25 protein-coding genes are annotated in these 21,847 nt (G+C 37.0%); 10 read left to right on the top strand and 15 right to left on the bottom strand.

Annotated elements, in window-relative coordinates; translation table 11 throughout:
- Positions 1-90: 90 nt before the first annotated feature.
- The gene (gmhB, locus tag PF272_RS08035) at positions 91-660 is read right to left on the bottom strand and encodes a D-glycero-beta-D-manno-heptose 1,7-bisphosphate 7-phosphatase (RefSeq protein ID WP_065237201.1); all 570 of its coding nucleotides are present in this window, start codon (positions 658-660) and stop codon (positions 91-93) included.
- A gap of 206 nt (positions 661-866) precedes the next feature.
- Here gmhB and metN point away from each other — a divergent pair, with 206 nt between their 5' ends.
- The 7 genes from metN (at position 867) to fabR (ending at position 5,974) form a co-directional block, all read left to right on the top strand.
- Positions 867-1,901 (top strand): methionine ABC transporter ATP-binding protein MetN, encoded by a 1,035-nt coding sequence (metN, locus tag PF272_RS08030; protein WP_065238618.1) that lies wholly within the window; start codon positions 867-869, stop codon positions 1,899-1,901.
- Entirely contained in the window at positions 1,894-2,559 is a 666-nt protein-coding gene (locus PF272_RS08025) for a methionine ABC transporter permease (RefSeq protein ID WP_065234514.1), read from the top strand. The genes metN and PF272_RS08025 overlap by 8 nt, the downstream gene beginning before the upstream one ends.
- A 17-nt stretch (positions 2,560-2,576) precedes the next feature.
- On the top strand, positions 2,577-3,377 hold the full coding sequence (locus PF272_RS08020; protein WP_065234515.1) for a MetQ/NlpA family lipoprotein: 801 nt from the start codon (positions 2,577-2,579) through the stop codon (positions 3,375-3,377).
- A gap of 70 nt (positions 3,378-3,447) precedes the next feature.
- Positions 3,448-3,924, top strand: coding sequence for a GAF domain-containing protein (locus PF272_RS08015; RefSeq protein ID WP_271142342.1), 477 nt, complete (start codon positions 3,448-3,450; stop codon positions 3,922-3,924).
- A gap of 9 nt (positions 3,925-3,933) precedes the next feature.
- Positions 3,934-4,359 (top strand): DUF2251 domain-containing protein, encoded by a 426-nt coding sequence (locus tag PF272_RS08010; protein WP_271142341.1) that lies wholly within the window; start codon positions 3,934-3,936, stop codon positions 4,357-4,359.
- Positions 4,360-4,427: 68 nt separating this feature from the next.
- Complete coding sequence (oxyR, locus tag PF272_RS08005; RefSeq protein WP_271142340.1) at positions 4,428-5,339, top strand: DNA-binding transcriptional regulator OxyR; 912 nt, start codon at positions 4,428-4,430, stop codon at positions 5,337-5,339.
- Positions 5,340-5,344: 5 nt separating this feature from the next.
- Entirely contained in the window at positions 5,345-5,974 is a 630-nt protein-coding gene (gene fabR / locus PF272_RS08000; protein WP_065237208.1) for an HTH-type transcriptional repressor FabR, read from the top strand.
- A gap of 148 nt (positions 5,975-6,122) precedes the next feature.
- On the opposite strand, the gene artM is transcribed toward fabR, so the two are convergent.
- The 10 genes from artM to purH all read right to left on the bottom strand — a co-directional run bounded on the left by artM (position 6,123) and on the right by purH (position 15,625).
- Entirely contained in the window at positions 6,123-6,803 is a 681-nt protein-coding gene (gene artM, locus PF272_RS07995; RefSeq protein ID WP_271142339.1) for an arginine ABC transporter permease ArtM, read from the bottom strand.
- Entirely contained in the window at positions 6,803-7,474 is a 672-nt protein-coding gene (gene artQ, locus PF272_RS07990) for an arginine ABC transporter permease ArtQ (protein WP_065235208.1), read from the bottom strand. The genes artM and artQ overlap by 1 nt, the downstream gene beginning before the upstream one ends.
- A gap of 5 nt (positions 7,475-7,479) precedes the next feature.
- Positions 7,480-8,202 carry an arginine ABC transporter substrate-binding protein gene (locus PF272_RS07985; protein WP_065235207.1) on the bottom strand — a complete coding sequence of 241 codons (723 nt, stop codon included), beginning with the start codon at positions 8,200-8,202 and terminating at the stop codon, positions 7,480-7,482.
- Positions 8,203-8,224: 22 nt separating this feature from the next.
- On the bottom strand, positions 8,225-8,953 hold the full coding sequence (gene artP, locus PF272_RS07980) for an arginine ABC transporter ATP-binding protein ArtP (RefSeq protein WP_065235206.1): 729 nt from the start codon (positions 8,951-8,953) through the stop codon (positions 8,225-8,227).
- Positions 8,954-9,204: 251 nt separating this feature from the next.
- On the bottom strand, positions 9,205-10,458 hold the full coding sequence (gene glyA / locus PF272_RS07975) for a serine hydroxymethyltransferase (RefSeq protein ID WP_271142338.1): 1,254 nt from the start codon (positions 10,456-10,458) through the stop codon (positions 9,205-9,207).
- A 152-nt stretch (positions 10,459-10,610) separates the two neighbouring features.
- A complete protein-coding gene (locus PF272_RS07970) occupies positions 10,611-11,513 on the bottom strand; it encodes an IS3 family transposase (protein WP_271142344.1) in 903 nt (300 codons plus the stop codon).
- Positions 11,426-11,947: a helix-turn-helix domain-containing protein gene (locus PF272_RS07965; RefSeq protein ID WP_271142337.1), complete on the bottom strand. Its 522-nt coding sequence runs from the start codon at positions 11,945-11,947 to the stop codon at positions 11,426-11,428. Before PF272_RS07965 ends, PF272_RS07970 begins: the two co-directional genes overlap by 88 nt.
- Positions 11,944-12,717, bottom strand: a complete 774-nt coding sequence (locus tag PF272_RS07960; RefSeq protein WP_271142336.1) for an MFS transporter — start codon at positions 12,715-12,717, stop codon at positions 11,944-11,946. Before PF272_RS07960 ends, PF272_RS07965 begins: the two co-directional genes overlap by 4 nt.
- Before the next feature lie 7 nt (positions 12,718-12,724).
- The gene (gene purD / locus PF272_RS07955) at positions 12,725-14,008 is read right to left on the bottom strand and encodes a phosphoribosylamine--glycine ligase (protein WP_271142335.1); all 1,284 of its coding nucleotides are present in this window, start codon (positions 14,006-14,008) and stop codon (positions 12,725-12,727) included.
- A 15-nt stretch (positions 14,009-14,023) separates the two neighbouring features.
- Positions 14,024-15,625, bottom strand: a complete 1,602-nt coding sequence (gene purH / locus PF272_RS07950; protein ID WP_271142334.1) for a bifunctional phosphoribosylaminoimidazolecarboxamide formyltransferase/IMP cyclohydrolase — start codon at positions 15,623-15,625, stop codon at positions 14,024-14,026.
- Positions 15,626-15,852: 227 nt separating this feature from the next.
- Between purH and PF272_RS07945 the strand changes: the two genes are divergently transcribed.
- Complete coding sequence (locus PF272_RS07945) at positions 15,853-16,251, top strand: Z-ring associated ZapG family protein (RefSeq protein WP_271142333.1); 399 nt, start codon at positions 15,853-15,855, stop codon at positions 16,249-16,251.
- Positions 16,252-16,325: 74 nt separating this feature from the next.
- Here PF272_RS07945 and ndk read toward each other — a convergent pair whose 3' ends face one another.
- From ndk to PF272_RS07925, 4 genes are all read right to left on the bottom strand, one after another.
- Positions 16,326-16,745, bottom strand: a complete 420-nt coding sequence (gene ndk, locus PF272_RS07940) for a nucleoside-diphosphate kinase (RefSeq protein WP_271142332.1) — start codon at positions 16,743-16,745, stop codon at positions 16,326-16,328.
- Between the two features lie 12 nt (positions 16,746-16,757).
- On the bottom strand, positions 16,758-18,050 hold the full coding sequence (gene pepB / locus PF272_RS07935) for an aminopeptidase PepB (protein ID WP_271142343.1): 1,293 nt from the start codon (positions 18,048-18,050) through the stop codon (positions 16,758-16,760).
- A 75-nt stretch (positions 18,051-18,125) separates the two neighbouring features.
- Positions 18,126-18,596, bottom strand: coding sequence for an outer membrane lipoprotein (locus PF272_RS07930; protein ID WP_271142331.1), 471 nt, complete (start codon positions 18,594-18,596; stop codon positions 18,126-18,128).
- A 20-nt stretch (positions 18,597-18,616) separates the two neighbouring features.
- Positions 18,617-19,192 (bottom strand): VOC family protein, encoded by a 576-nt coding sequence (locus PF272_RS07925; protein WP_271142330.1) that lies wholly within the window; start codon positions 19,190-19,192, stop codon positions 18,617-18,619.
- A 98-nt stretch (positions 19,193-19,290) separates the two neighbouring features.
- Between PF272_RS07925 and argS the strand changes: the two genes are divergently transcribed.
- Together argS and priC are read left to right on the top strand one after the other, a co-directional pair.
- Entirely contained in the window at positions 19,291-21,018 is a 1,728-nt protein-coding gene (gene argS / locus PF272_RS07920; RefSeq protein WP_065238809.1) for an arginine--tRNA ligase, read from the top strand.
- A gap of 103 nt (positions 21,019-21,121) precedes the next feature.
- A complete protein-coding gene (priC, locus tag PF272_RS07915) occupies positions 21,122-21,706 on the top strand; it encodes a primosomal replication protein PriC (protein WP_271142329.1) in 585 nt (194 codons plus the stop codon).
- Positions 21,707-21,847 lie beyond the last annotated feature (141 nt).

Here is a 21,847-nt window from a genome sequence, read left to right as displayed (position 1 = left end):
TCACTTCACACTTCAGCGTCGTTGCGGAGGTGCATTATAGTGATTTCAAATTCCTGTGCAAGTTTTTTTTTTCAAAAAAAGATCGATCGACTACTTTTTAAACTTCTTAAAATTTATCTCTTTAAGCAACTCTGGAAGTTCTGCAATAGAATCAATAACATAATCTGCCTTAGCTGCAATTTCAGTAGAAATATCTTTCCCTGTTTTTACTAAAACTGTATGCTTTATATTTGCTGCTTGCCCTGCCAATACATCATCTAATTTATCACCAACCATTATTGACTGATTAGGATCAAGATGAAGATCTCTAATTGCCTCTAGCAACATTCCAGCTTTTGGCTTACGACAGTCACATTCCTGACGATATTCGCCAATTCCTTCTGGGTGGTGTGGACAATAATAAATTCCATCCAGATGTACTCCTCTATCTTCTAAAGACCAGTCCATCCATTCTGTTAATTGATTGAACTCTTCTTCCGTATAATACCCTCTAGCAATACCAGATTGATTGGTCACTAACACTAAAGCATATCCCATATCTTGTAATACTTTTAAAGCTTCAATACTTCCTTCAATAAACTGAAACTGATCAATCGTATGAACATAGCCATGATCAATATTTAGTGTGCCATCCCGATCTAAAAAAATCGCTTTCTTCATTTATTCCTCTTTATTATGTCTTCTATTTAATAGCCAACTTACTATAACAAAACTTATTGTTTCAATGTTAATCCATCTTTTCAGATCATAATAAAGAAATAAGATTTAATCATTAATAACTAAAGTTTATAAAAACTTATTGACATAGCTATCTAGACGTCTAAAATACTCGGTAATTTTCTGTTATCCACTTAATTAAGTAAAAAATGATCAAATTAGAAAATATCTATAAAACTTTCCAAGTCAATGGGCGACAGCTTACGGCTTTGGACAATGTTTCTTTACATATTCCACAAGGAAAAATTGTTGGGGTAATTGGCGCATCAGGTGCTGGTAAAAGCACTCTAATTCGTTGTGTCAACCTTTTGGAACGCCCAACTAGCGGTAATGTTATTGTTGATGGCAAAAATTTAATGCAATTATCGCAATCTGAACTTGTGCAAGCTCGTCGTCAAATTGGTATGATTTTCCAACATTTCAATTTGCTAAGTTGTAGAACAGTATTCGGTAATATAGCTTTGCCACTAGAATTAAATGGTACTCCAAAAGAGAAGATTACCGAAAAAGTCAATTCACTTTTAAATATGATCGGTTTAGCGGATAAGAAAGATGCTTATCCAAGTAATTTATCCGGAGGACAAAAGCAACGTGTTGCGATTGCTCGTGCCTTAGCAAGTGATCCAAAAGTATTATTGTGTGATGAAGCTACTAGTGCTTTAGATCCTGCTACAACACAATCAATTTTGCGTCTATTAAAAGAAATTAATCGTAACTTAGGAATTACCATTCTTTTGATTACTCATGAAATGGATGTTGTGAAACAGATCTGCGATCAAGTTGCTATTATTGATAAAGGTTGTTTAGTTGAACAAGGCTCTGTCAGTGAAATTTTCTCAAATCCAAAAACACAATTAGCCCAAGATTTTATTCGTTCAACATTCCATATCAATTTACCTGATGAGTATTTAGCACAACTTAGTGATTCACCTCGCAATGCTGAATCTTATCCACTAATAAAATTTGAATTTACTGGTCGTTCTGTAGATGCTCCGCTTCTCTCTCTTGCATCGAAGAAATTTGGTATTGATTTAAGTATCTTGACTTCACAAATTGATTATGCCGGTGGCGTTAAATTTGGCTTTGTGATTGCAGAAGTAGAAGGTGATGAAGATGCTATTACACAAGCGAAAATTTATTTAATGGAACACAATGTGCGTGTTGAGGTATTAGGTTATGTTTGATGTGTTAACTCCTCAAGTTTGGACTTTAATTGGCAATGCAACATTAGAAACATTATATATGGTGTTTGCCTCTGGTTTTTTTGCAGCTTTATTTGGTATTCCACTTGGTGTTGTTCTATTTATTACGAAAAAAGGACAAATTAAAGAGAATAAAAGTCTTAATACAATTCTTAGTGCTATCGTGAATGTAGGACGTTCAGTACCATTCGTTATTTTACTGGTAGCAATTATTCCATTTACTATGCTGATTTTAGGTACTTTTATCGGCACAACCGCAGCAATTGTTCCTTTAACTATTTCAGCTATTCCTTTTGTTGCTCGTTTAGTTGAAGGGGCATTAATGGAAATTCCATCCGGATTAACCGAAGCGGCTCGTGCTATGGGAGCGAGTAACTTCCAAATTATTACTAAATTTTTATTACCAGAAGCATTACCAAGTATTATTAATGCAATCACAATTACTTTAGTCGCATTAGTTAACTACTCTGCAATGGCTGGTACTGTTGGTGGCGGCGGTTTAGGCTATGTTGGTATTCAGTATGGTTATCAAACTTATGTGCCTGAAATCTTAATCGCGACCATTGTTATCCTCGTTATTATGGTACAAGTGATTCAAACTATTGGTGATCAGCTTGTCCGTCATTTTAATCATAAATAATCCAAGGAGATTCTTATATGCAAATCAAAAACATCTTAACAATTAGTGCATTATCTGCTGCAATTGCATTTTCATCATCCGCATTCGCTAAAGATGGCAAAATTAAAGTAGGTATCCAAACTGGTCCTGAAATGACTGTTGCTGAAACAGCAAAAAAAATTGCAAAAGATAAATATGGTCTAGAAGTTGAGTTAGTTCCATTTACTGACTATGTAACGCCAAATGCAGCATTAGAAAACAAACTTATTGATGCAAATGCTTTCCAACATAAACCTTATTTAGATTCTCAGATGAAAGATCGTGGTTGGACTGACTTAGTTATCGTTGGTAATACTTTTGTTTACCCAATTGCGGCTTATTCTAAAACCATCAAAAAAGCCAGCGAATTAAAAGATGGCGCTACTGTGGCTATTCCAAACGATCCAACTAACGGTGGTCGTGCATTACTTTTATTACAAGCTCAAGGTTTAATCAAATTAAAAGCAGGTACAGGTTTAACACCAACTACATTAGATATTGTTGAAAATCCAAAAAATCTGAATATCAAAACTCTTGATGCTAACTTAATTCCACGTACTTTAGGTCAAGTAGATCTCGCTATCATCAACAATACATTTGCTGGTCAAGCTGGTTTATATCCAAGCAAAGATGCTGTTTTTGTAGAAGATAAAGATTCTCCATATGTAAATATCATTGTTGCTCGTGAAGACAATAAAGCTGATCCAGATGTACAAAATTTTGTAAAAGCATATAACACAGAAGAAGTGTATAAAAAAGCAATGGAAGAATTTAAAGATTCTGTCGTGAAGGGCTGGTAATTTTTTAATTTTTCATTTTATTCTAGGCCGAAAGGATTTCCTTTCGGCTTTTATTTGCTTAGGAGAGACTATGTTTTCTTACACTGATCATGATATCAATACCTTACCTCAAACCCTGCAAGCATTAATTGAAGGAGATAATAATCTAATTAGTGTATTAGCCAACACTTCTGCATTGTTAAATCAATATTTGACGGATATTAATTGGGTTGGATTTTATCTACTAAATTCAGAAAACGTACTTACTTTAGGACCATTCCAAGGTAAAATTGCCTGTACTCGTATTCCTGTTGGTAAGGGCGTTTGTGGTCAAGCTGTGGCTCAAAATAAAGTATTACGTGTTGATAATGTTCATCAATTTGATGGACATATTGCTTGCGATAGTGCAAGTAATTCTGAAATCGTGTTACCACTTTATCAAAATGACAAAATTATCAGTGTATTAGATATTGATAGTCCAAAATTCGCGCGCTTTACTGAACAGGAACAACAAATTCTAGAACATTGTATTCAGCATCTTAATCATCATTTATCAACATTCTTATAAGGAATAGTTATGTTGCATTTAACACTTGAAGATCAGCTTTTTATTAGTCAACCAAAACAAGTCGGTACGCATTCTAGTCAACACGATCACCTTGCAGTTGTATTCGAAGATGATGGTGATACAGGTTATTTTTACGCCATTGATACACAACAAAATGAAGCAATTGTTGACAGCTTACATATTTATAATGCCACTTCCGTTGATCAAAAAGACACCGCGAGAAAATTACAAATTTGTTGGTCTGAAGATGGTTATTTCGCCTTATTATTAATTAATGATTACCCACATGCTGCTTTTGATTTTAGAAAACTGATTGCCTATAACCATAATCAATTCCCACAACCAGCAATTACCAGTTTATGGTCACATAAACTGATTACTGATGAACTTATAAAACAGTGGTTACCTACAGAAAATAATTGTACTAAACAATAAATATGATATAGTTTTCTCCAATTAAAAATATCATTTTCAATCGTCATAACCTATAAAGGAGAAGCGTTATGAATCTTCGGGATCTTGAGTATTTAGTTGCACTTTCTGACCATAAACATTTCCGTAAAGCCGCAGATGCTTGCCATGTTAGTCAACCAACATTAAGCGGACAAATCCGTAAATTAGAAGATGAATTAGGGATTATTTTATTAGAGCGAACCAGCCGTAAAGTCTTATTTACTCAATCAGGTTTACTATTAGTAGATCAAGCCCGAAATGTACTACGTGAAGTTCAATTACTCCGTGAAATGGCAAGTAATCAAGGTAAAGATATGACTGGACCATTACATATCGGTATGATTCCTACCATTGGCCCATATCTCTTACCTTATATGATTCCTATGTTACGCGAAGCTTTTCCTGAGTTAGAAGTTTATCTCTACGAAGCACAAACTCATCAACTATTAGAGCAATTAGAAAAAGGGCAACTAGATTGTGCTATCGTTGCATTAGTTAAAGAAACTTCAGCATTTATGGAAATTCCAATTTATGATGAAGCCATGTTAATTGCTGTATCGGATAAACATCCACTCGCAAAAGAAAAAGAAATTCCGCTTGAACGTTTAAAAAATTATGAACTATTAATGCTTGACGATGGTCACTGTTTCCGCGATCAAGCATTAGGTTACTGTTTTGTGGCCGGTGCAAAAGAAAATACCCATTATCAGGCGACGAGTTTAGAAACGCTACGCAATATGGTTGCTGCAAATGCAGGTATTACCTTTATTCCTGAATTAGCCATATTAAATGAACGTTCTCGACAAGGGGTAAAATACATTCCTTGTATCGATCCTCGCCCATACCGCTCTATTGGATTAATTTATCGTCCAGGATCACCACTACGCGCCCGTTATCAACGGGTCGCTCAACTAGTGGAAAAAAATATTAAGCCATTACTTGTCACCCCAACTAAAGATTAATCATCATGAGTGGAATCCGAGCGAAGCAAAAAGAAAAAACACGGCGAGCATTAATTGATGCCGCTTTTGAACAGCTTAGTGCCGAAAAAAGTTTTTCTAATTTAAGTTTACGTGAAGTGAGTCGAGAAGCGGGTATTGCGCCCACTTCATTTTATCGTCATTTTCGTGATATGGATGAACTTGGGTTAAGTATGGTCGATGAAGCTGGGTTAATACTGCGTCAATTAATGCGACAAGCTCGTAAACGTATTGCTGATGGTGGAAGTGTTATTGTTATTTCAGTAGAAACATTCTTTGAGTTTATTGCTAATCGTCCAAATGTTTTTCGTCTATTACTCCGAGAAAGCTCTGGGACTTCACAAGAGTTTCGTACTGCGGCTTCTCGAGAAATTAACCACTTTGTTGCCGAATTAGCGGAATACATTATGAATAAAGATAAAGGCATCCCCGATTATGTTGCTAAAGCTCAGGCAGAGGGAATGGTGACACTTGTTTTTACTGCTGGCTCTCATGCGTTAGATATGAACAATCAAGAACGCGAAGCGCTGAAACATCGCGTGATTTTACAACTACGTATGATCGCTAAGGGTGCTTATTTATTAGTAGATCACTCTTCTACAAATCCTCAAACATAAAAAATTCAATAGATTATACATCTGATAGATGTTGTTGAAATAAAAAAGTTGGTAAGAATTATGAGAAATGATCATTACCAACTTTTTCGTCCTATATGCCTAATATAAGCATTGTTCAGTAAAATTCCTGTTTTTTATCCGCTATAACTTATTGAGAAACCTCAAGACGTTCAAAGACTAACACACGTTTTTCTAATTTACGTAATAAATAGGTAGCAACACCAGTAATCACTAGGTAAAGTGCACCTGCAAGACCATAAATCAGTAACGCATTATATTCTGTACCATAGAGTTGTCTTGCGCACCCCATAATATCCATTATTGTAATCGTTGATGCTAAAGACGTGCCTTTAAAAACCAAAATGATTTCATTGGTATAAGACGGTAATGCACGTTTTAGCGCATATGGAATTAAAATTTTTAATGTTTGTGCTCTTGATAATCCCAAAGACATACAGCTTTCCCATTGTCCTTTTGAGATTGCTTTAACTGCACCATAGAATAATTGCGTTGAGTAAGCAGCGCTATTCAACGCTAATGCTAACATAGCGCAGAACCAAGCATTCGATAATAAGCTCCACAATGGACTATTTACAATCCATTCAAATTGTCCTGGTCCACTATAAATTAAAAATAATTGAACTAATAATGGTGTACCAGTAAAGAGCATAATATATAAATTAACAATTTTACTGATGACTTTATTATTTAATGCTAATAAAAATGTCAGGATTAAGGCTAATAAAAATGCAATTACTAACGAAACCACTGTCAGTAATAAACTCGTTGGAATACCTTGCGCAATCGTCAAAAAATAGTCGTAAGTCATTATCCTTTCTCCCTTTCAAAGCGAGTAAAGTAGAGATCGAGTTTACGAATACCCACTTGACTAACCAGTGTAATCACCAAATACAACAATGCGGCAATCCCATACCAAGTGAACGGCTGATGAGTACTTGCATTCACTAACTCAGCTTGACGCATTAAATCATCAACACCGATTAATGACACTAATGCGGTATCTTTTAATAACACCAACCATTGATTACTTAATCCCGGTAAAGCATGACGCCACACTTGCGGCATCACAATGCGCACAAATGTTTGTGGACGACTTAACCCAAGTGCAGCACCTGATTCCCATTGTCCCAATGGAATAGCTTGAATTGCCCCCCGCAATGACTGTGAGGCATAGGCGGCAAAAATAATCGCTAACGCTACTGTGCCACACCAAAATGCACTGAATTCAATATATTCATCCGTCAACAGAAAAAGCACTTGAGTAGAACCAAAGAAAATTAGCAAGACCACTAAAATCTCAGGTAAACCACGCAATAGCGTTACGATTATTGATGTCGTTTGACGGATACAACGAATTTTGTTGGTTTCTAAGACCACAAAAACGATTGATAAAATCAAACCGAGAATCAATGAAGAAACCGCTAACCCTAGTGTCACTAGGGTAGCGGAAAACATTAAATTAATAAAATCTGCAAACATTTTAATTATTTACCAGACATCCATTTATCATAGATCGCTTGATATTGGCCATTTGCTTTAATTGCAGCAAGACCTTTATTAAGTTGTTGTAATAATTCAGTATTCTTTTTATTTACTGCAATACCTAATCCATTACCAAAGTATTGTTTATCTGTCACTTTATCACCAACAAAGTGAACAGCTTTATCACTCTTAATCCATTCCGCTAATACTGCTGTATCTCCGAAAATAATATCAATACGACCGTTTTTAAGATCTAGAATTGCATTTTGTAAGGTTGAATATGGTTTGCTGTTATATTGTTTTGCTTTTGCTGCAACATATTGTTGGAAAGTTGTTCCGTTTTGCACACCAACATTTTTTGCATTTTCTAATGTCACGCCTTCTTTTGCAGCCACAAAACTTGCAGAACTATCATAGTATGGATCAGAGAAACTTACTTGTTTTGCACGTTCTTCAGTGATATCCATTGCTGAAATCGCTGCATCAAAACGTTTAAATTTAAGCCCCGCAATTAAACTATCAAAAGATTGACTAGTAAACTTACAGTCCGCCTTGATTTCCTTACAGATAGCATTTGCTACATCCACATCAAAACCAATAATTTCACCTTTTTCATTGGTATTTTCAAAAGGTGGATAAGTTGGTTCCATTGCAAACGTGATAGTTTGTGCATTCGCTGCCACTGCAGCACCAAATAATAAACTTGCTAATAGTACTTTTTTCATTGTGTTTTCTCCTGTAAGGATTTTAGTGTGATAAATATTGTTTAAATTGTTCAGTTTGAGGATTTTCAAAGCATGAGGCATCACCAACCTCAATAATACGTCCTTGTTCCATATACACCACTTTGGTCGCTGTTTTACGAGCAACATTAACTTCGTGGGTAACAATAAATTGCGTAATTCCTGTTTGTTGCAATTCTTGAATAATCGAAACAACTTGTGCCGTAATTTCAGGATCTAGTGCTGCTGTTGGCTCATCAAATAGCAATACTTGTGGCTTCATCATTAAAGCACGTGCAATCGCAACTCGTTGTTGTTGTCCACCTGATAAATGTAATGGGAAACGATCGGCGTGTGCTTCTAGACGTAAGCGTTTCAATAAATTTAATGCTTGCTGTTTAGCCGCATCTTCATTTAATCCTAAAACTTTCATCGGTGCTTCAATCAAATTCTGGATTACGGTCATATGTGGCCATAAATGATATTGTTGGAATACCATTCCTACATCCTGACGTAATTGACGAATCTTTTTCGGATCATTATTCGTAGAAAGATCGAAACGGTTATTAGCGATCACTAATTCGCCACTTTTTGGTACTTCAAGTAAGTTTAAAGTACGAATTAGTGTACTTTTTCCTGCACCACTCGGCCCCAATAACACCACAATGTCGCCTTGTTCTGCAGTTAAATTAATGTCAAATAAAGCCTGTGTGGAACCATAGAAAAAGTTCACATTTTTGATACTAATAGTCATTGAAATTAGCTCGAATTGAATACTGACGATAATGCAAACATATTAATGTTTTTTGCATACCTATTCAACAAAATAATATGTGACGATCTGCAAAAATTTAATAAATTTTAACAATTTAGAAATAAAAATATTGTGACAAAATGACTTATAAAATAAGAAGAAAAATAAAAATCAGAAATAATTTAATAAAAATTTTGTTACAAAAAAGCCCTTTCTGGTTAGAAAGGGCTTTAGCTCAATAATTACGCAGATTACGCATATACTGGTAAACGACGGCAGATCTCTAACACTTTTTGTTTTGTTGCTTCGATAACTGCTTCGTTTTCAATATCATCTAATACATCACACATCCAACCTGCAAGCTCACGTGCTTCATTTTCTTTAAAGCCACGGCGAGTGATTGATGGTGTACCAACACGAATACCAGAGGTAACGAAAGGACTTTTCGGATCATTTGGTACCGCATTTTTATTAACTGTGATATTAGCACGACCTAATGCCGCATCCGCAGCTTTACCGGTTAAGCCTTTGCTAACTAAATTAACCAGGAATAAGTGGTTTTCTGTGCCATTAGATACAATGTCATATCCACGTTGTTTAAATACTTCTACCATCGCTTGAGCATTTTTCACAACTTGTTGTTGATATGCTTTAAACTCTGGTTCCATAGCTTCTTTAAAACATACCGCTTTCGCTGCGATTACGTGCATTAATGGTCCACCTTGTCCTGCTGGGAACACTGCACTATTTAATTTTTTATACAGCTCTTCTGAACCACCTTTCGCTAAAATTAGACCGCCACGAGGACCAGCTAAGGTTTTATGGGTTGTTGTTGTTACAATATGTGCATATTCTAATGGGTTTGGATAAACACCAGCCGCAATTAAACCTGCAACGTGGGCCATATCCACAAATAAATAGGCACCAACTTCATCCGCAATTTCACGCATTTTCATCCAATCAACAACTTGAGAATACGCTGAGAAACCACCAACGATCATTTTTGGTTTAACAGCTAATGCTTGCTGACGCAACGCATCATAATCAATTAAACCTTCATCAGTAATACCATATTGTTCTGCATGATAAATTTTTCCAGAGAAACTTACTGATGCACCGTGGGTTAAGTGACCACCGTGAGCCAAGCTCATACCTAAAATCGTATCACCTGGTTCCAATAACGCCATATACACAGCGGCATTGGCTTGTGAACCTGAATGTGGTTGCACGTTAGCATAATCCGCACCAAATAACGCCTTCGCACGATCAATCGCAAGTTGCTCAATAATATCTACATATTCACAACCACCGTAATAACGTTTACCCGGATAACCTTCCGCATATTTATTGGTTAATTGTGATCCCTGTGCTTGCATTACACGTGGGCTGGCATAGTTTTCAGAAGCAATTAATTCGATATGTTCTTCTTGACGACGATCTTCATCTTGGATTGCTTGCCATAAAATTGGATCATAATCGGCAATATTCATACTTCTTTTTAACATCAGGATTTCCTCTCTAATAAAATGATGATGGAAGGTTAGTAAGTGTACCTATTTATTTACAAGGTGTAATTAAAATCTTATCGCTATTTTTTCATCTTTATAATGAAAACTGTTCATACAGAAAACTGATCTGACCCCGAAAAGTTAGACTGTTATTTTAAGGACTGAATTCTGTATTGAACAGGACTCAGTCCATTTAGTCTTAATTGTATTCTTTCCTCATTGTAATAACGAACATATTCTTTGATAACGGATTCAAGTTCTTCAATGCTTTCGAAGGTTTTGCCATAAAAACATTCTACTTTCATTCGACCAAAGAAACTTTCCATCGCGGCATTATCTAAACAATTTCCTTTCCTCGACATACTTTGTACAATATTGTGCTGAGCGAGTAACTGTTGATAACTTAACATTTGGTATTGCACACCTTGGTCTGAATGTAATATCGGTGAGTCACCCTCAGCTAACTGCTCAATCGCTTGTAACACCATCAGTTTCACTAATCTACCATCTGGATGACGACTGCATTGATACGCAATCAATTCATTGTTATAACAATCCAATATCGGGGAAAAATAGAGTTTATCGCCCTTCACCTTAAACTCAGTAATATCGGTCAACCATTTCTGGTGCGGAACCTTGGCGTGGAAGTCTCGTTGTAAGTGATTCGGCGCGATGTTACCCACTTCCCCACGATAAGAATAATATTTACGTTGTCTTTTCCCTTTTACCTGCAATCCCATCGCTTGGATTAAGCGTTGTACCCGTTTATGATTGCTCCCTTCGCCTAATTGCTTGGTGACCCGGCGATAGCCATAATGCGGATGTTGCTGTTTGATAACGAGAATCCGGGCACGTAATGAAGCGTTGTTATCCCTTGTCTTATCTTTATCGTGTAAATGATAAAAGAAAGTACTTCTGGCTAAGTCGGCATACCGTAACAATAAGTCTAATGGGTAGTCTGTTCTTAATTCTTGGACAGCGTTGGCTTTTTCCTCATTTTTTCTCGGTCTAATTCCTGACACTTTTTTAGGTAAGCATTCTCCGTTTCTAATTCTAGAATTCTTAAACGTAAGCGTTCTTCTTCTGTTTTCGGTGGTAGAGGCATTTTGGCATAGCGTGGTTTTTTCATCGCAGGTCGTCCTTTAGATTTTGGTTGTAATCCTTCTATACCGGATTCTTGAAAGAGTTTCAACCATTGGCTAATAACACCCGAGTTAGCAATCCCAAACTGTAAACAGGCTTGGTCAAGTGTGAGTTCTCTGTTTTGAATCGTTTGTATGATTTGATATTTAAAGTCTGGGGTATAGGTTCGTTTGGTATGCAGTACGGCTAAGCCATTTATACCTGAATGTTGATATTGGGCAAGCCAACGCCTTAATGTGCGTTTCGGTACTGCAAAGGTACGACAAGTTAAAGAAAGATTTTCGTGGTGTTGAAAATAAAACTCAACAGTTTGATGTTTAAAGTTTTGGTTATATTTGGTCATAAAAAATCTGCACCTCTGTATGTTGTTGGATAATAAGTCCAACTTTTGGGGTGCAGATCATGCAATAATTGATAACTTCTATTCGATAAGGCAATACGCAATGCATTTTTTAATCCTTGTTTTGGGGAAGGAGAATGATGTTTGACTGGTTTATCTGGAATTGATTGGGTAATACTATATTTTGGTTTGCGTACTAATAGATAAGCCAATGGAATAGTTAATAATCCTGATATTGCCAAAAATGCCATTGCTCCTCGCCAACCAAAGATTGGTGAGGTGATGAAAAACTGCAAAATTGGTGCAAATAAGAATTGGCCAAATGAACTACCCGCATTAATAATTCCAGAAGATAAACCTTGGAATCGGCTTGGAATACGATTGGCAACTAAACCAATCAATACAGAAAAACTACCAGCACCAGAACCAAATGCTAACAATAGCCCTATCGTCACTAACAAGCCTGTTTGAGTTACCCAAAAAGGGAAAATGACACTGCCTGAAAATAACAATAAGGCTCCCACTAACAATACTTTAAATGAACCAAAACGATCCGCTAAAGCTCCCATAATGGGTTGAGAAACACCCCACATTAATTGATTAACCGCTAAAGCAAAACTAATGCCAACGATACTAAGATGTTCTAACTGCGACAAAGGCGGTACAAATAACCCTTGCGACAATCGAATTCCAGAAGTAATCAATAAAATAATCGCGGCACAAAAGACCAATGCCCAAAATTTGTTTTGCTTAGTATGAGGTGTTACATCCATATCTTATCTATTTTTCTCGGGCAATTGCACGATAGCCAATATCACGGCGGTAGAAACGCCCTTGCCAAGTAATAGTTTCTGCTAATTGCAATGCTTTTTGTTGTGCTGCTTTCACACTGTCACCTAATGCCGTAACGCAAAGAACACGCCCACCATTCGTTACAATATGATCGCCTTGTTGATCAACTCCCGCAAAGAAAACTTTACCTTCCAGTTTCGCCGCTTTCTCTAATCCGTCGATAACATCACCTTTACGTGGTGTATCTGGATAACCTTCTGCTGCAAGCACAATACCTAAAGCCGCTTGTTCACACCATTGTGATTGCACTTGATCTAATTTGCCATCACACGCAGCTAGACAAAGTTCGACTAAATCAGACTGTAAACGCAACATAATCGGTTGTGTTTCAGGATCACCAAAGCGGCAATTAAATTCAATTACTTTCGGTTGTCCATTTGGCATAATCATCAATCCAGCATACAAGAAACCCGTATAAATATTGTTTTCTGCTGCCATTCCATTCACCGTTGGGTAAATTACTTCTTGTATAATACGCTGATGGATTTCTGGCGTCACTACTGGTGCAGGTGAATATGCTCCCATTCCCCCCGTATTTAACCCAGTATCGCCTTCACCGACTCGCTTATGATCTTGGCTCGTTGCCATTGGTTCAACGTTTTTACCGTCCACCATCACGATAAAACTGGCTTCTTCACCATCTAAAAACTCTTCGATCACCACGCGACTGCCCGCTTCACCAAACGCATTACCAGATAACATATCTTTTACTGCGGCTTCAGCTTCTGCCAAGGTCATTGCAACAATCACCCCTTTTCCCGCAGCTAAACCATCTGCTTTAATGACGATCGGAGCACCTTTTTTCTGCAAATACGCTAATGCAGGCTCAACTTGGGTAAAGGTTTGATATTCTGCTGTTGGAATATTGTGGAGAGCTAAAAAATCTTTAGTGAATGCTTTTGAACCTTCTAATTGTGCTGCTGCTTTGGTTGGTCCAAAAATTTTCAATCCAGCTTGACGAAATGCATCCACAACCCCAATCACTAAGGGTGCTTCAGGTCCGACTATCGTTAAATCAATTTGTTGTTGTTTCGCAAAATCAACCAATGCAGGAATATCTGTTGCACTAATCGCAACATTTTCGACTTTAGGTTCTTGAGAAGTGCCTACATTACCAGGTGCAACATACACTTTTTCTGCTAACGGAGATTGTGCTACTTTCCATGTTAGAGCGTGTTCACGTCCACCATTACCGATAATTAAAATTTTCATCTAGCAATTCCTCAATTAGTGTCTGAAATGACGCATACCAGTTAAAACCATCACCATATTATGTTCATCAGCTGCGTCAATTACTTCTTGATCACGAATTGAACCACCTGGATGAATCACACAAGTCACGCCGACTTTAGCGGCAGCATCAATCCCATCACGGAATGGGAAGAACGCATCGGACGCCATTACAGTACCTTTAACTTCTAAGCCCTCATCTTCTGCTTTAATGCCAGCTATTTTTGCAGAATAAACACGGCTCATTTGTCCTGCTCCAATCCCAATTGTTTGATTATTTTTCGCATAAACAATCGCATTAGATTTTACATACTTAGCCACTTTCCAGCAGAATAAGAGATCTTGTAACTCTTGTTGCGTTGGCTGACGTTTACTTACTACTTGCAGATCAGCTAACTCAACCATACCAAGATCCGCTTCTTGTACTAATAAACCACCGTTTACACGTTTAAAATCTAAACGTGGTTGACGTTGCTGCCATTCTCCACATTCTAAAACACGAACATTTTTCTTCGCTTTAAGTACTTCTTTCGCTGTAGTAGAAACAATCGGCGCAATAATAACTTCTACAAATTGACGATCAATAATCGCTTTCGCAGTTTCCGCATCTAACTCACGGTTAAATGCAATAATGCCACCAAAAGCAGAAGTTGGATCAGTCTGATACGCACGATTATAGGCTTCTAATAAATCTTTGCCCAAAGCCACGCCACAAGGATTAGCATGTTTCACAATCACACAAGCTGGTTGGGTAAACTCTTTTACGCATTCTAATGCCGCATCAGTATCTGCAATATTGTTATAAGAAAGGGCTTTTCCTTGTAATTGAGTTGCAGTCGAAACACTCGCCTCTTTCAACTCTTTTTCTACATAAAAAGCAGCATTTTGGTGTGAGTTTTCACCATAACGCATAGTTTGCTTACGAATAAAATTAAGGTTTAATGTACGTGGGAATTGACCACTTGGGTTTGCTAATTCTTCTTCCTCTGCACCTTGATATGGTTTAACTAAGCGACCAAAATAGTTAGCAATCATCGCATCATATTGTGCTGTATGTTCAAATGCTTTTATCGCCAAATCAAAACGTGTTGCAAAAGTTAACGAATTTTCATTTTGATCCATCTCTGCCAAAATCGCATTAAAATCAGCATTATTCACCACAATTGCCACATCTTTATGATTTTTTGCAGCAGATCGCACCATTGTTGGACCGCCAATATCAATATTTTCTACTGCCTCTTCTAATGTACAATCTGGCTTCGCCACAGTTTGTGCAAATGGATACAGATTTACCACCACCATATCAATTGGGGCAATTTGATGTTGTGCCATCACTTCATCATCAATACCACGACGTCCTAAAATCCCGCCGTGTACTTTTGGATGTAATGTTTTTACTCGACCGTCCATCATTTCTGGAAACTGCGTATAATCAGACACTTCCGTCACAGCTAACCCATTTTCTAGTAATAATTTGGCTGTACCACCGGTGGAAAGAATTTGGACTCCACGTTGCATTAAACCTTGTGCAAACTCGACAATACCAGTTTTATCGGAAACGCTAATTAAAGCACGTTGGATAGGACGTTGTTCCTGCATTATTTTGTTCCTTTGTTGATGATTAAAAATAGATGAGAAAATTTGCGGGCATAAGTATAAAGCAATCGTTTGCGTTTATATAGTCTTTTCTCGAAATATCTTACTAACAATATTTTAAATTTTTTCTGTGAGCTACAACAAAGAAATTAAGTTTGCTACAAGACAAGATTGTCAGAAGTGATTATGATTAATTTAACGTTCTCATCTAGTCTGTTAAGGAGTTTTATATGCAAAATTGGAGTGAAGAAATGTGGCAAATCCTATTGATCGGTTTGATTGTAGGATTCTTTATTGGTTATCTTGTTGCTCGTTTTACTAATGGTAGTGTGAAAGCGCAAAAACAGGCACAACAAGAGTTAAAACAAGCCAATGAAACAATTGCAGAACAAAAAGAACAATTAGAGCAGCATTTCACCGAAACATCTGATTTAATGAAAAACCTTGCGCAAGATTATCAAAAGTTATACCAGCATTTTGCCAAAACTTCGACTGCATTATTGCCTGATAATCACAACGAGATATTTGCTTTAACCCAAGAAAATCCAACACCTCAATTACGAGCTAAAGAAGAACAGCCGAAAGACTATTCTGAAGGTTCTTCCGGATTATTTAAACACGAGAGTTAATTTTTTAAATAAAAAATCCACCTTATGTCAATAATGATAGGCCTAAGGTGGATTTTAGATAATCTTCTTTTTACCTAAAACACTTCACTATCCGCAAAGAAATAGGCGATTTCTCGTTGTGCAGAAGTCAGTGAATCTGAACCATGAACGCTATTTTTACTTCCATCCAACGCAAAATCATGACGCAACGTACCAATATGTGCTTCTTGTGGATTCGTTTTCCCCATTAATGCACGGTAGTCTAAAATGGCATTCTCTTTTTCTAGCACCAATACCACAATCGGTGTTGATGTCATAAAATTAACTAACTTTTCAAAAAATGGTTTACCCTGATGTTCGGCATAAAACCCTGCTGCTTGTTCATAAGTTAGCTGTACCATTTTCATTGCCACAATCCGAAATTTTGCTTGTTCTAAACGAGCAATAATCGTACCGATCATATTTCGTTCAACAACATCTGGTTTAATAATTGATAAAGTACGTTCTAATGCCATTTTTCATCCTCATTATTTTACGGAAAGTAATAAGTTAGCTAAGGTTTTCATACCAATACCCGTTGCGCCTACTGCCCAATGTGGTGAACCTGCTTTACGGAAGGTTGCAGAACAGTCAATATGCAGCCAATTTTGTTGATAATTTTGCACAAAATAAGATAAAAATGCAGCTGCGGTACTTGCTCCTGCTGGTGTATTGACACTTGCTGTATTTGCAATATCAGCAAATGATGAACTAATTTGTTCACGATGAAACTCTGCAAATGGTAAACGCCAGAATGGTTCGTTTTCCTCTTTAGCTGCGGCAAATAATGCGGCAACCAGTTTATCATCCATTGATAATACTGAATGGTAGTCATTACCCACAGCCACTTTTGCTGCGCCAGTCAATGTCGCACAATCAATAATCATCTCCGCATTTTGTGCTGAAGCATCAATTAATCCATCAGCTAATACTAAACGTCCTTCTGCATCAGTATTTAACACTTCAACACTTACGCCATTACGATATTTGATAATATCACCCAGTTTAAAGGCTTTACTACTCACTAAGTTTTCTGCACAACATAAGTAAAGTTTCACACGTTTTTTCAAGCCACGAGCAATCGCAAAACCAAGTGCCCCAGTTAATAAGGCAGCACCGCCCATATCTGAACGCATAGAATCCATACTATTACTTGGTTTAATGCTATAACCACCAGAATCAAACGTAATTCCTTTACCAACTAAACAAGCGAATACTGGCGCATCTGGATTACCTGTTGGATTAAAATCTAATTGCAACATCGCTGGAGAATTGTGTGATCCTTTGCCCACTTCCCAGATACCTACATAACCACGTTCTTTTAATTGTTCACGGCTGATAATGTGGTAACTGACTGTGCCTTGACCTGAATAATTTTCTGCTTGTTCAGTGATAAAGGTTGCTGCTCTACTTGCCAATTCTACTGGTGTAATCACTTCAGAAGGTAAGTTAATGATTTCTCTTACAAAATCACTGCAATGGATTCGTTCATATAATTCTGCTTCATCATCTTCTTCAAGCGAGGTAAATTCAATCGCAAAATTTTGTTTCGCAGTATAAAACCCTTGATAAAACGCCCAAGAGTTTTCTAAATCCCATTCATCACCAACTAATTCAACATCATCAATACCTTGAGTACGTAATTTTTTTGCCGCTTTTTGCACGTCATTTAATGTACGTTGTTCTGTCAGATGAATAACAGCGTGATCATTTTGGAAAGATAATAATGCTTTCTCACCCCATACAGCTGATGCTGGTTGAGATGAAAGTTGAATTTTCATTGTCATATTATTGTTTGCCTTAAATAATAGAGAAAAAAGCGAATTACGCTGTATCAGGTAATTCGCTTAGTATGATTAGAGTACAGAAACGTTGAGTGAGCTACCACTACCCACAAGTTGAACACGGGCACCTGGTACAAAACTTGGATCTGCTTTTTGTACAACTGCAATACGTTCACCATCTTCTTTTTGAATGACTAACTCAACGCCTGAAGTTTGATCCACTTTTTGTTCTACTTTATTACCCACTACTGCACCTGCAACTGCACCAATTGCTGTGGCTACCGCTTTACCGCTACCGCCACCAATTGTTGAACCTAAGACACCACCTAATACACCGCCACCAACAGTACCGATAGCGCCTTGCGAGCGGCTTTCACCTTGGATTGTCACTGGACGAACTGACACAATACGACCATATGTTACAGCTCTTGCTTCTTTTGCTTGACCGCCAGAATAGACACTACCGCTGTATAAATCTGAATTTGAACAGCCGACTAAAGTCACGCTCGCTAATAAACTTGCTGCGAATACGATCTTTTTCATATTTATCTCCTTAATGAAGTTTATTTTTCTGACATCACTATCTGTTTAATTGAATAGGGATGTAATTTTATTGTTACAAAATGATTATTTTCCACTAATTTTATGGCAACCGCAGGATTTAGTAAACCTTCTCCATCCGCTTTATGACAGCTTTTTTTCAAAATAATTCTTTCACGCACATTTTTTAATAGCTGTTCTACACGTTCAAACCACTGTTCTACTGTTTCATCTTTTACGAAAGGAAATACCATTTCGATATGTTCCCACCCTTCTTGCGGATATTGTTTTTCTGTTGGGAAAGGCAACTCCACCACAGATACTGGTTCTCCTAACACAGTTAATGGTTGATTTAATTCATATAAATAAATCGGTCTACCATTAATCAAATTATCACTTAATAAAGTGGCATCACTCGCTAAACACTGCTGCCACTGTTGTGCTGTCGCTAATGTATTAACACGCAATGCAATATGATCAATAGTTAATGATTGCACTACCGTTCCTAGCACCTCAATAAGCTGTTTAAATAAGGTTTCCGTTGTAATAAGTTGATTGGCTAAGGTTGGATATTGTTGGAATATTTTTAAATTTGTCATAACTACGTTATTTCACTTTTTAACACTTTTCTGATGGTTGAAACCCTAGTATCATTACGGGTTTAAATTTATTGGTTCAATTTAAAAGGCATACATTCGTGAATATTCAAACCATTCTATCCGAAAAAATAAAACACGCAATGATCGCAGCAGGTGCAGATCAACAAAGTGAAGCCTTAGTTCGCCCATCAAATAAAGTTCAATTTGGCGACTATCAAGCTAATGGCATTATGGCAGCAGCAAAAAAATTAGGTGTTCCACCTCGTGATCTTGCTCAACAAGTAGTAAATCAACTTGAGCTCGGCGATTTAATTGAAAAAGTAGAAATTGCTGGTCCTGGTTTTATCAATATCTTCTTAAATCCTGCTTGGTTAGCAGCACAAAGCGATAATATGCTAGCTGATGAGAAATTCTTATTTTCACCAGTACAACCACAAACTATTGTTGCCGATTATTCCGCACCTAATGTAGCTAAAGAAATGCACGTAGGGCATCTCCGTTCAACCATTATCGGTGATGCAGTTGTTCGTACTTTAGAGTTTATTGGTCACAAAGTTATTCGTGCCAACCATGTTGGTGACTGGGGAACTCAATTCGGTATGTTAATCGCTTACTTAGAAAAAATGCAAAATGAACAAGCCTCTGATATGGAGCTAAGTGATCTTGAAGCATTTTATCGTGAAGCCAAAAAACATTATGACGAAGATGAAGCATTTGCCGAAAAAGCCCGTGGCTATGTGGTGAAATTGCAAGGTGGTGATGAATATTGCCGTACGATGTGGCGTAAACTCGTTGATATTACGATGCAACAAAACCAACGCAATTACGATCGTTTAAATGTGACCCTAACTGAAAAAGATGTGATGGGGGAAAGTTTGTATAACCCAATGCTACCAGGGATCGTTGCCGATCTAGAAGCCAAAGGTTTAGCGGTAAAAGATGATGGTGCGGTAGTAGTTTTCCTCAATGAATTTAAAAATAAAGAAGGTGATCCACTTGGTGTGATTATCCAGAAAAAAGATGGTGGTTACCTTTACGCAACTACAGATATTGCTTGTGCTAAATACCGTTATGAAACCTTACACGCTAACCGTATTCTCTACTTTACTGACTCGCGTCAAAGCCAACACTTACAACAAGTATGGATTATTGTGCGTAAAGCTGGTTATGTCCCCGAAAGCGTTTCTTTAGAACACTTCAATTTTGGCATGATGTTAGGTAAAGATAATAAGCCATTTAAAACACGTACCGGTGGTACTGTTAAATTAGCCGATCTATTAGATGAAGCGGTTGAACGTGCTCAAGCGCTTATCAGCCAAAAATCAACCCATTTAACCAGTGCAGAACAACAACAAGTGGCTGAAGTTGTTGGTATTGGTGCGGTGAAATATGCTGACTTATCAAAAAATCGTACCACTGATTATGTGTTCGATTGGGATAATATGCTAACGTTTGAAGGAAATACCGCACCTTATATTCAATATGCTTATACCCGTATTCGTTCTATTTTTGCTAATAGCGGTATTAATCCTGATACCTTATCTGGACACATTCAAATTAATGATGAGAAAGAGCGTCAATTAGCGCTTACATTATTGAAATTTGAAGAAGCGGTAACAACTGTTGCTCGTGATGGTACGCCTCATATTCTTTGTGGCTACCTATATGATTTAGCAGGGGCATTTTCTTCTTTCTATGAACACTGCCCTATTCTTAACCAAGAAGAAAACGTTAAGCAAAGTCGCTTGAAATTGGCAGCATTAACTGCGCGTGTTCTCAAACAAGGGTTAGATTTATTAGGTATTAAAACAGTTGAGAAGATGTAATTTACTCAAATGTCTATAATACTTTTGATCTCACTTTAACATCACTATAATGGGCAAACCTAAACTGGCTTGCCCATTTTTTATTATTCTGCAAGGAATTAGAATGACGCTATCATCGCAGCAACCTCTCCAACAACAATATATTGCACAACTTACTAAACAATTAGAATATTTCACTCAATATGATGATAGCCAACTGATTACGATTGCATTTGATCAAACCATTTTTCTCGAATCATTTCAGCCATTACGCTTTTATCTAGAACAAATTAAACAAAATATTAATCGTTTAGCTGAGTTAGATAATATCCAAGTCATTAATTATCTTGCGGAAAAAATTACTGCACAATTTAGAGTATTAGTTGATGCATTAAATCAAATGCAATTAGCCAAGCAACCTACAAAAAGTAACACAAATACCACTAATACCTCCAATCCAGATAAGTATGCAGTATTCCAGCTGCCGCCAGAACAACGTATTCATAAATATTATGAATTTTTAACTCGCTTTAATGATCAACTTGCCTATTTAGAACAAAAACAGCAACAAACCTCAGATCTACAACAGAAAACTAGCTATCAACAACAGATTCTCCATTACCAACAACGCCGCGAACGCTGCCTCGCTGCAATAGAACAGTTGGAAGAGTATTTAGAATTTAAACATCGAGAAAATACTCATTCTTAAACTTAGGTTGTTAGATAAAGAAAAGCACTCAAAATATGTTTGCAAAAGCCATTATTATTTTAGTCTATCTAATAAATTATTCGGGGCAATATAATAGATAGAATTACCATTACGTATTTGGCCTAATAATTGTAGCTCATA

It is taken from the genome of Gallibacterium faecale (genome assembly GCF_027920745.1).
In the GTDB taxonomy this organism is placed as follows: Bacteria; Pseudomonadota; Gammaproteobacteria; order Enterobacterales; family Pasteurellaceae; genus Gallibacterium; species Gallibacterium faecale.
This window is presented reverse-complemented; position numbering and strand designations above follow the sequence as displayed.